General features: G+C 51.6%; 6 protein-coding genes. 4 read left to right on the top strand and 2 right to left on the bottom strand.

From position 1 onward, the window contains the following. The first annotated feature begins 457 nt into the window (after positions 1-457). The 4 genes from HMPREF3192_RS00480 to HMPREF3192_RS00465 all read left to right on the top strand — a co-directional run bounded on the left by HMPREF3192_RS00480 (position 458) and on the right by HMPREF3192_RS00465 (position 7,274). Positions 458-3,931 carry a M14 family metallopeptidase gene (locus HMPREF3192_RS00480; protein WP_066304383.1) on the top strand — a complete coding sequence of 1,158 codons (3,474 nt, stop codon included), beginning with the start codon at positions 458-460 and terminating at the stop codon, positions 3,929-3,931. 360 nt (positions 3,932-4,291) lie between these two features. Further along, complete coding sequence (locus HMPREF3192_RS00475) at positions 4,292-5,701, top strand: Sapep family Mn(2+)-dependent dipeptidase (RefSeq protein WP_066304382.1); 1,410 nt, start codon at positions 4,292-4,294, stop codon at positions 5,699-5,701. Positions 5,702-6,104: 403 nt separating this feature from the next. Further along, positions 6,105-6,479 carry an ArsR/SmtB family transcription factor gene (locus tag HMPREF3192_RS00470; RefSeq protein WP_082715496.1) on the top strand — a complete coding sequence of 125 codons (375 nt, stop codon included), beginning with the start codon at positions 6,105-6,107 and terminating at the stop codon, positions 6,477-6,479. 96 nt (positions 6,480-6,575) lie between these two features. Further along, on the top strand, positions 6,576-7,274 hold the full coding sequence (locus HMPREF3192_RS00465; protein WP_066304380.1) for an HAD family hydrolase: 699 nt from the start codon (positions 6,576-6,578) through the stop codon (positions 7,272-7,274). A gap of 51 nt (positions 7,275-7,325) precedes the next feature. Here HMPREF3192_RS00465 and HMPREF3192_RS00460 read toward each other — a convergent pair whose 3' ends face one another. Then, entirely contained in the window at positions 7,326-8,336 is a 1,011-nt protein-coding gene (locus HMPREF3192_RS00460) for an RlpA-like double-psi beta-barrel domain-containing protein (RefSeq protein WP_066304379.1), read from the bottom strand. A gap of 270 nt (positions 8,337-8,606) precedes the next feature. Next, a complete protein-coding gene (locus HMPREF3192_RS00455; protein ID WP_082715494.1) occupies positions 8,607-10,619 on the bottom strand; it encodes an ABC transporter ATP-binding protein in 2,013 nt (670 codons plus the stop codon). Positions 10,620-10,621 lie beyond the last annotated feature (2 nt).

Genomic DNA, 10,621 nt, shown 5'->3' with positions numbered 1-10,621 from the left:
GGATATTTTTTATGGCGATGTAGCGTATGAGTGAGGGCGCCGCGCTGTGAGGGCACCTAGTGCGCTGTGAGGGCACTGACACATTAGTTGTTAAGAAATAGTGTTATAAAGTTCCATGCATAGTCTTCCTGAGCCAATGAGCAAATATACATAAACTTGACCTTTTATCAAAATAAATCAATGAACTTTCAGTCTTTATCTAGGACACTTTTATTTCCTCAGGTCAAGTGCAATTTTTTATACTCCGTTCACCGTGCAATTCATAACGCTCATCTAACTACACATAAGCTTTGTTACATTTTGGTTACAGTATGAGTGTATGTAGTTATGTTCATATGCTCTCAACGCAGTTTTAACGCAGCTCAATCATTCCAAATTACATATATCTGTTTTTGTGCACTTTTGTATAACTGCACCATGTGAGTATATGAACAAGGTGTGTTGAAAGGAGTGTTATATGCGTTTCTTACCGCATGGCAGGGCCCAGCGTAAGGCTGCTGTTACCTTTGCAGTAGGTGCAGCCATTGCGCTCAGCCTCGTACCACTTGGCGCGGCAGTTCTTCCAACCCTTTCTACGACGCATGCATTTGCAGAGCAGGCGCAAGCGCAAGCTTTGCAATTCGGCGAAGTAAAGGTTTCTATGTCCGAGAACGGACAGGAGCTGCAGCAAAAGCCAACCGTGACCATGACGAATGTTCGTCAATTTAAGGTCACCATTCCTGTCGAGGGCGCAACGGAAGATCAGCTCAATCAATTGATTACTGACAAGAAGATCTCCCTGTCGCTCGCTCGTGAGCAGGTACCCTTCGATACAGAGTTTTATCCTCATCAAACTAAGGGTGGCAAGCTTGAGGACTGGAAGACGATCCCCACGACCTTCCCAGGTCACAAGACTCCAAAACCCCTGTTTAAGGATATTGCTTACAAGGCCGAGACCGTTGATGGCAAAGTAAATCTTGTTGCCACCTTTACCAACGAGCTTTTGTTTGGCTGGGATGGTATTGACGGCCGTGACCGTGACCTGGTTCGTTCCGCCATGTTTGATTACACAGGCGCCTTTAACCTTACGGCTACCGTTGATGGCACAACCACCAAGCCCGTAACCGTCCAGTTCCGTCCGTATGACACTTATCGCACACAGCCTGAAGTCGACGCTGAGCTTCCCGAGATTGCTAAAGAGGCCAACAAAAATGGTCTTTTCGCTAAGGTTGTTAGCATTGGTAAGTCGGCACAGGGTCGCGACATGAAGGCCATCTTCATTGCCAAGTCAGAAGCAGATCTGAATAACTACCAGGCGCTTAAGAAGCGTGCCGAAGCTAATCCTAAGGCCGTTCAGACTGAGCTTGCAGCAGGAAGCCTGAACTACAAGCTCCCTATCATGTACAACAACCTGCATGCAGACGAGAACTCCGCCGTCGATGGCATTATGGAGTTCCTCTGGATGATCGCCAAGAATCAAGAACTCGACTACAAGACCGCGGTTGACTATACCGATAAGGGCAAGGCCGCGCTTGCTGCCGAGATGAATACCGAGCGTGTGGTATGGTCTGACCTGCTCAAGGATGAGTCTGGCGAGTTCCGTGTCAAGGGCATCGGCTTTGTCCGTGGCTCCAATCCTTTGGCGCCCGCAAAGTCCTGGTGGTTCCACACCTCTTCGCCCATTAGTACTACTGAGTTCAATGAGCTCTATAAGGTAGAGAATCGCAAGGTCAAGCCCGCCGATCTTCTCGACCACGTCTTCTTCATTGCCGTGCCGAGCGAGAATGTCGACGCACGTACCACCAACTCTCGTACCAACGGCTGGGGCTTCGACCTCAACCGCGACAACACCTACCAAATCCTGCCCGAAACCCGCGCGATGACCAAGCTTATCAGTGACTGGAACCCCATTTCGCTGCATGAGTTCCACGGCTTTATCGCTGGTTTCCAGGTTGAGCCTTGCTCGCCGACGCACGATCCCAACAACGAGTACGACCTGTTTGTTGACACTGCCTTTAAGCAGGGCGAGGCCATGATCGGCGCCGCCATTGCGAACAACAACAAGGTGAACTCTGCGGTCATGCCCATGCGTGATTACCTCAAAAAGCAGCAAGACGGTTCCAAGTTCTGGGAAGAGCCCTTCGACGACATGTCCACTGCGTATACCCCGCAGTACGCCATGATGCACGGCGTGAATGCCTACACCGTCGAGGTACCCTGGGGCAACGAGAGCTGCGTTGACGTTGTTCGTTATGCCTGCCTTGGTAACGCCGACTTCGTGCGTACCAACAAGGACAAGATGTTCCACAACCAGCTCGAGCGCTTCCACCGCGGTATCGAGAATATCGACGCAGACAGCATTCGTAAGTACTACGTCAGCCAGGACGATAAGCCCGGCGTAGAGGCCGATGTCTTCCGTCCGCGCGCTGCCGAGAATAACAACTTCTTCCCCGAGTACTTCGTTATCCCCATGGATGCCGAGAATCAGACCGATCGCGCGGCTGCAGCCGAGACCATCAATCTGCTCATCCGCAACGATGTCAAGGTTGACACCCTCAAGTCCGATACCACCATTGGCGAGAAGACCTACAAGGCTGGCACCGTTGTGGTGAACATGCGCCAGGCTAAGCGCAATGTCGCAAATGGCGTTTTGTATCCCAATATGGTTATTACCAACTGGTCTCCGTGGTCGCTGTACTCCGAGCCCGTCACGAACTTCTCGGTATTCCGTGGCTTCAAGATGGATACCATCCGCAAGGTTGGCGCTATTGCTGCAGACGCCGTCACGCCTATCACCAAGGCGCCCGAGCAGAAGACCGAGACCGTGAACGAGGGTCGTTACGCGATCCTGAAGACCAACACCAACCAGGCAACCCTTGCAGCAAACGAGCTGCTCAAGGCTGGTAAGAATGTTGGTTTGATCACCGAGGGCACTTACGCTGGTTCGTATCTGATCGCCGCTGACGATCTAGCTGGCGTTGTCGACAAGTTCGTTTTGAATGTCGAGAAAACAGACGAGCTGCCCAAGGCAAAACTCATCAAAAAGGACATCAGCATTTACGTTCCCACCTCCACTCGCGGATTCGTGAAGGATAAGCAGGGTAACGAGGTTGGTTTGAAAGACTACAAGACTCGTGAAGACTACGAGTACAACTGGGACGTCTTTGTCCTGTCCAAGCAGCTTGGCTTTACGCTGACCAATGACTTTACCAAGGCAAGTATTGCTGTTGGCAATGGTGAGCTCTCCGAAGCTGAAGCAAAGGCTATTGTTGCGGGTAAGCCCTATGTTGGCTACACCGTACAGGCCATTGCAAGCTTGACACAGATCCAAGATCCTAAGCTTGCGAAGCTTGACGCTGGTCCCAGCCAAGCTGCTGGTCACGATGCTTTGGCACATGTTGAGTACCCGACTGACAGTTTGGTGACTGTTTCCAACAAGTCCTTTAACGCTACTACGCTGTATGGTAAGGGTGGCTTCTACTTCACCAGTATCCCCGATGCTGCCCAGAAGCTCATTACTGTCAGCGCTGACAAGCCTTTGCTTGAGGGCTTCATGAGTGAAGATGCCCAGGCGAAGTTCAAGGGCTCCATTCAGGCTATTGATCTTAAGAGCGATGGCATGAACATGACCTTGTTTGCTAACACGCTTACCAACAAGGCCCATCAGCAGTCTGATTATCGTTACCTCACCGCAGCTATTTACGAGAAGTTCCTCACGGATAACTTCCCTGCAGTTGCTGACGATAACCCAACGCCAGACCCTGGTCAGACTCCTGACCCAGGCAAGACCCCTGGTGCCACTACAGGCACCAACAAGCCTAGCAAGAAGGTTAAGCCTGGTAAGACCCCTCGCACTGCTGACTTGACAAAGGGAGTTTCCGTTGTCGCTGTCTTTGGCGCTGCAACGCTCGTTGGCGCTGCTGTTGCTTTGAAGAAGTTTAATCAGCAATAGGGGATAGCGCACGCACGAGGTGCTTGAGCCAGGCACCATAAAGCGCCCGCACACTCCAAAAGCGGCAAAACTTATCCACAGGTACGTGCTCCCGCAAGGGGGGGCACGTACCTTTTTGTAGGGAAGCAGTGTCTTTCCAGAAGAAGGCGTGCCGACGCTGCAAAGACGCGCTGCATCGTTTTATACAGATGTGGTTTGTGCTGAACTTTGTGGATTTTCTCGGCAGACACCACCGTTCACGCCAGCTCACGGCTAATTTAGAGCCGCTTGTAGACTCGTTCTTTTGCCGAGCAGAATATTCGGTACACTCAATAATGTATACACATTTGATCTTTATGATCTCTATCGAAAGGGGTATGTATGGCAGACGAGCAGCTCAAGCAAGAAATTGCTGATTACGTTGATCGTGTTTGGGAAGATGTCATCGTTGACATCGAGAAACTCGTCCAGATCGAAAGTGTCGAGAATTTGGCCGAGGCTGCACCTGGCGCACCTTGGGGCCCCGAGCCTAAGAAGGGTCTCGTAAAGGCCCTCGAGATCGCAGAAGGCATGGGTCTTGATGCTCATGACTGTGAAGGTTACATCGGTTACGCCGACCTAAAGGGCGAGACTGACGACTACCTGGCTCTTATCGCTCACTCTGACGTCGTACCCGTGGGTGCGGGTTGGACCGTCGAGCCTCTGCGTGTTACCCGCAAAGATGGTTACCTGATGGGCCGCGGCGTGCTGGACGACAAGGGACCACTGGTGCTGTCGTTCTATACGGCTAAGTTCTTTGCCGAGAAGGGCATCAAGCTTCCGTACACCCTGCGCATCATTGTTGGCTGCAACGAAGAGACCGAGATGGCCGACGTCGAGTGGTACAACGAGCACTATCCGCAGCCTGCATTTGTCTTTACGCCTGATGCGTACTTCCCGATTTGCTATGGCGAGAAGGGCGGCTACACGGCTGTTATTCGTTCGGCTGATGTTGCTGGTGGCAAGATTGTTAACTTTGATGGCGGCATTGCTGACAACGCTATTCCTAACCTGGCAACCGCAACCGTACGCGCCAACGCCGCTGACCTCAAGCCAACGGACCGCATTGAGGTTGAGGACGCTGGTGACGGCCTCGTGAAGCTTACCGCCCACGGTATTGAGGGCCACGCTTCCAAGCCTGCTGGCACCATCAACGCTATTGGTCTTCTCGTCGACTACCTGCTCGACAATGACCTGTGTGACGAGGGTGAGCGTGAGTTTCTCGAGCTCGATCGCATCGTTTTGTCTACGACTGACGGTTCCTCTTTGGGCATTGACACCGCTGATCCGTACTTCGATCCGCTGACCTGCATTGGTGGTACCATGCGTACCGTTGATAAGCACTTTGAGCAGACCATTGACGCTCGCTATCCGACCTCCATTACCAGTGACGAGATCACTGAGCGCGTCGGTAAGCTCGCGGCTAAATACAATGCCACCGTTGAGTGCTACATTGACCTGGTTCCTTTCGTGACTGATCCTGAGTCTTCGCCGATTCAGACCCTGATCAATACGTACAACGAGGCCACGGGCAAGAACGCCAAGCCCTTCACCATGGGTGGCGGCACCTACGCGCGTCACTTTGAGCGCGCAGCCAGCTTTGGTCCTAACGACCCCGAGCTGAAGAACCCCGACTGGGTAGGCGGCGAGCACAGTGCTGACGAAGGCGTTTCGGAAGAGCAGCTCAAGAAGTCTTTGGGCATCTACATTCTGGCAGTTTCTCGCTTGATGCAGTCTGATTTGCGTGCATAAGCAAGCGCAATGCACGGTAGCGCTCGTGCGCCAGTGCGATAAGTGCAGGCGTGCGATGAGCGCAACATAAGCGTAAGGAAACGGTGTGTCAGTAATGGCACACCGTTTTTTGCTGAAGGGGCTGCGGACGGCAAGCCGACGATCTTGCGTAACAACCCGACGATCTTCTCGCCAATGCATGCGTATATACACATGTGATTATCTGTACATATGAAAAAATTCTACTATGTAGATTCTTCATTATTCTATAAGTTTGTTTTCTCAATCTATAGTATGAGGTTTATACTGGCTATGAAGTGAATTTGACAAAGACGGTCATATTGATACGTGGACTACCTTGAAGTAAGAATACACTACACCTACAATGCTTATAGCCGCTACGATTTTTTGAAAGTGATTACGCATGAGTGAAGATGACGCCAAACGACTTTCTCGATATGCTGCAAATAGGGACATAGTTTACGCCACAACGCAAATTTTTGCTGCGTTGTCCGACGCCACGCGTTTTCAGATTTTATCGGCGCTTGGAGTTGAGGAGCGTTCGGTATCGGAGCTGCAAGAAATCTGTAATGTGACGCAATCTGCTATTTCGCATCAGCTGCGCCTCTTGCGCGATCGTGGCGTGGTCGCGGCGCGTCGCGATGGTCAGCGCATGATGTATTCGATCGCCGACAGCCACGTGTTGACGCTTTTGCGCGTTGGTTTGGAGCACGCCGCTGAAGAGTATCTTCCTGACGAGAAGATCAGCAGGCGGAGCCATACCCACAGTTCGTTATAATAAATCCGTATTGTACGATGCAAGAAATAGCGCGGTTAACGCAATTTAACGCAATTTAACGCAGGTTAGTGCAGGTTAGTGCAGGTTAGTGCAGGTATGGATATACATTCGTCAACAGTATCACGTGCAGACATCGCGAAGCGCACCCACATTCTTTTTGACTTTGATGGAACCCTTGCCGATACTCTGGAGGGTATCACGCAGACCGCGTGTCGGGTGCTGCGTGAATTTGGCTTTTCGGATGAGCGCATAGGCGATGCTTCTCGGCTGGTAGGACCACCGTTTCCTGTGGCTTTTTCGATGATCTATGGCGTAAGCAGCGAGGAAGCTCAGCGCATAACCGACGCCTATAGAAAGATTTATAACACGGGTGTAGCTTTTCAGAGCCCGCTGTATCCAGGCGTTCCTCAAATGCTTGCCACCCTTAAACATCAGCACAAAATATTAGGAACCGCAAGCTCCAAGCTTGAAGATTTGCTTGCACGCATGCTTGTGGCCAAAGATATTGATCAATATTTTGATGCCATTGTTGGCAAGCCTTCTGATGGCTGTGGCCTTAAAAGCTACGTTATTCAACGAGCGCTCGATCGCTTTGGTATGACAAGTGAGCAAGCGGCCTCTCGCGTGGTGATGGTGGGGGATAGAAGCTACGACATTCAGGGTGCTCACGAGCACGGCATTCCCTGTGTTGCCGTTTGTTTTGGTACCACTACCAGGCAAGAGCTTATCGACGCTGGTGCAGATGTCATCGTGGATTCTGTTGAGGAATTAATGCAGGTTTTGCTGGGCGTTTAAGGTCAGGCGCGTAGAGCCGATGCGTAGCTGGCGTGTAACTAGGCGCGTAGTTTACGACACAATGCGGTAGTACACTGCACCCACGCCGACATTCTCGAAACCTAAGGCATAAGCCACGGCTGGCTGCATATCAATTTCGCGTCCTGCAACAAAGGGTCCGCGGTCGTTGACAACCGCGCGTACGGTATATCCCTTATAACTGATTTCGATGACTGTTCCCAGAGGGACTGTCTTCATAGCGACACCCATAGAGGTCGGGGTGACAATATCGCCCGAGGCGGTCGTGCCCCACAAAAAGCCATCATTAATACCGTAGTGAGAAGCAACAACTTTTTTCCAGCCACCCTCTTGGGAGATTTGCGAGGTTTGTGCGGAAGCGTTCTTACCAAGAGATTCTGCCTTCGAGCTGGGGTTTTGTTTAGCCACGCTCGCAGATTGTGCAGCCTTTTGCTCTTGCAGTGCTTTTTGCTCAGCTTCCCATTTTGCACGCGCCTCAGCAGCACGTTCAAGTGCTTTTTGACGCGCCGCTTGTGCGGCTTTTTGTGCGGCCTCAAGGGCGGTCTGCGCCTTTTTGATTTTGTCGTCAAGCTGCGCTTTTTGGGTAGCGAGTTGCTTGTGGGTGGCGGTCAGTTGCGCATGGATTTGTCCGAGCTCGTTGATCTTATCGGTATTTGCAGCATTGCTGTTATTGATATAGGTCAGCATGCCTAAAAACGAATTAAAATCGTCCATCGATAAGATCAACTCAATGAGCTGATTGCGGCTTTTCATGATTTTGTAGCTGCGGCGAATGGCCTTTGCGGAGGATTGCTTCGCCTGCGGAAGGCGGGTGTTGAGCTCGTTGAGTTTATCGTTATTTTTTTGGATTTTTTCTTCAAGCGCTGTTAGTTCATCGTTTGCTTGTTGATAAACCTCTCCCGCTTTAATGGCGGCTTCCTCGAATACTTCCACTGATGGCTCATCAGCGTGTGCGACAGGAAGCCCCATACTTGTAAGAAGTATGCCACAAAGCACGAGGCTTAGAAGAATGGACAAAGGGCGTTTATGTGGGAAAACCCTCATTAGGCTCCTTGGATCGGGTACAGATGCACTACGAGTACGTGGTACGCCTCGGCGCTCTAGCGCTGCGTGCAAACGCTTGATTGGCGTATAGCGCGCGCTGCGATTGGCACCTGCGACCGAGGTGAGATGCTTACATGTGCGACATGTCGTACATGTAAGCATCTCACAACAGTATGTAGCATATTTATGGTAGCGGAAAAAGCATTTCTTAATGAAAGATACCTAGCAAAAACATATATCGCAACGATGCCACTCTGGCGCCGCCGCGCGCTACTCCAGCTCAAAGGCACCCGTGTAGAGCTGGTAATATTTGCCATGCTGGGCGATAAGTTCATCGTGGCTGCCCGACTCAATAATACGTCCGTGCTCCAAGACGATGATGGTATCGGCATTGCGAACCGTTGAGAGACGGTGTGCGATCACAAAGGTGGTGCGGCCCTGCATAAGCGCATCCATGCCTTTTTGGACAATGAACTCGGTACGTGTGTCAATCGAGCTGGTCGCTTCATCCAAAATCATGACGGCAGGGTCGGCAATGGCTGCGCGGGTGATGGAAAGCAACTGGCGCTGACCCTCCGAGAGCTGCGTGGCATTATCGCTGAGCCACGTGTTGTAGCCCTCGGGTAAGCGCTGAATAAAGGAGTCCGCACCTGCGAGCTTTGCCGCACCAATGCATTCGGCATCGGAGGCATCGAGCTTGCCGTAGCGAATGTTTTCCATAACTGTGCCCGTGAACAGGTTGGTCTGCTGCAACACCATACCTAAGCACCTGCGCAAATCGTGCTTTTTGATGCGACGGATGTCGATGCCGTCGTAGTAAATGCTGCCCTGGTTAATCTCGTAGAAGCGATTGATGAGGTTAGTAATGGTCGTTTTTCCTGCACCCGTCGCACCTACAAAGGCAAGCTTTTGCCCTGGTGTTGCGTGCAACGAGATGTCGTGCAGCACGTTTTTGTCGGGCGTATAGCCAAAGAAGACTTTGTCAAAACGGATATCACCGCGCACGGGCACAAGCTGTTCTTCGGCCGTGACGTTTGAGCTGCCGTTGCTCGCGTTGTTGCTGCTATCTTCTGTGCCATCGTGGTGCGCTGTGGGGCACTTCCAGAAGCTGCATGATGTGGTGTGGCAGTGGGTATAACCCTGTGCTTCATCTTGCGCTTGCTGTTGCATCACAAGGCTGACGTCGCCCTTATCGTCTTCGACGTGCTGATCGAGCAACGCAAAAATACGTCGCGCACCCGCAAGACCCATCACGATGGGGTTAATTTGGCTCGATACCTCTCCGATGGACGAGGCAAAGCCCTTGGTTAGCGACAAGAATGACACGACAATGTCAATGCGTAAGGTCGTTGCCGCAAAAGAAAACGCAGGCACCGTCATTATAATGCCAACCCCGCCGATAAGCGCAACCAAGGCGTAGGCGATATTGCTTAGGTTGAAGAGAATGGGCATCAGCGTAATGCCAAAAATATTGGCAGATTTAGCCGCCTCGAACATGCGCTCGTTATAGGCACTAAATGCCTCCTTGATGGCTTTTTCGTGCGTAAACACCTGAATGACTTTTTGACCCTGCAGGGTTTCTTGCGCGAAACCTTCCAGCGATGCCAACGCCTCTTGGCGCGCCACAAAGAAATGCGCTGCCTTGCCGCCGAAGACCTGCACCAGTCGTATCATGATGAACACGACGGTCAATACAACAGCGGTAAGCAGCGGCGAATACCACAGCATAATGCACAAAATACTGAGCATCGAAATACAGGTCGTGACCAGGCTGGGCAGCGCCTGACTAATAAATTGGCGCAGCGAGTCAACGTCGTTGGTGTAGTGCGACATGATGTCACCGTGTTTGGTGGTATCAAAAAACTGCAGCGGCAGCTTTTGCATGCGCTTAAACATGAGCGTGCGCAGTTTCATCAGTGAGCCCTGCGTTACCTGGGCGATGAGCTGCGAGCGAATAATCGACGCAATAATGGCGGTGACATAAATGCACGCAAGCACGATGGTAATCTGCGTGATGCGTGGGGCTGCTGCGGCCCAGTTGCCCTCAACAAAGTGCTCGGACACCACCTGGATAGCCTGTTGCATACAAACAGCAGGTAGTGCGGTTGCTATCGAGAAGATCACGATGCAGATGCCTATAAAGCTGAGCTGCACGGGATAAAACGAGAATAAGAGCTTAATCAGGCGGAACAATCCTGCGAAGGTTTGCGCATTCATGCGATGTTTTTCGTGCGTTTTGCCAGCGCCCTTCTCGTCCGTGCGCGGAGTTGCTTGTTCTTTCATAG

The organism is Atopobium deltae (assembly GCF_001552785.1).
Lineage (GTDB): Bacteria > Actinomycetota > Coriobacteriia > Coriobacteriales > Atopobiaceae > Atopobium > Atopobium deltae.
The sequence above is the reverse complement of the archived record's forward strand: the minus strand, read 5'-3'. Positions and strand labels throughout refer to the sequence as shown.